Origin of the sequence: Nocardia sp. No.11 (assembly GCF_038752175.1) — a bacterium.
Lineage (GTDB): Bacteria > Actinomycetota > Actinomycetes > Mycobacteriales > Mycobacteriaceae > Nocardia > Nocardia canadensis.
Window position 1 is genome coordinate 1 of sequence record NZ_JBCGFB010000289.1, and the last position, 399, is coordinate 399.

The window sequence follows — 399 nt, forward strand, 5'->3', positions numbered from 1 at the left end:
ACGCATCTGGCGCCGTGAAGGGCTCAAGGTGCCGCAGAAGCAACCGAAGCGTGGAAGGCTCTGGCTCAATGACGGATCATGTATCCGCCTACGGCCGGAATATCCGGGTCATGTGTGGTCTTATGACTTCGTCGAGGGCCGCACGCACGATGGCCGCAAGTTCCGCATCCTGTCGATCATCGACGAGGCCAGCCGGGAGTGCCTCGCTCTGCCGGTGGCGCGGCGGTTGCGAAGTGAGGACGTCCTGGCAGCTCTCGCCGAGTTGTTCGTCACACGTGGTCCGCCAGCGCACATACGGTCAGACAACGGCCCGGAATTTATTGCCAATGCCGTGCAGCAATGGCTGGCGAAGATCGGCGTGAAGACGCTCTACATCACGCCCGGCAGCCCATGGGAGAA

Annotated in this window: 1 protein-coding gene; it reads left to right on the top strand. The window is 62.2% G+C overall.

Going from position 1 to position 399, the window contains the following annotated elements; all coding sequences use genetic code 11:
* On the top strand, positions 1-399 hold a 399-nt coding region (locus V8688_RS32090), incomplete at both ends, for a DDE-type integrase/transposase/recombinase (protein WP_342802391.1).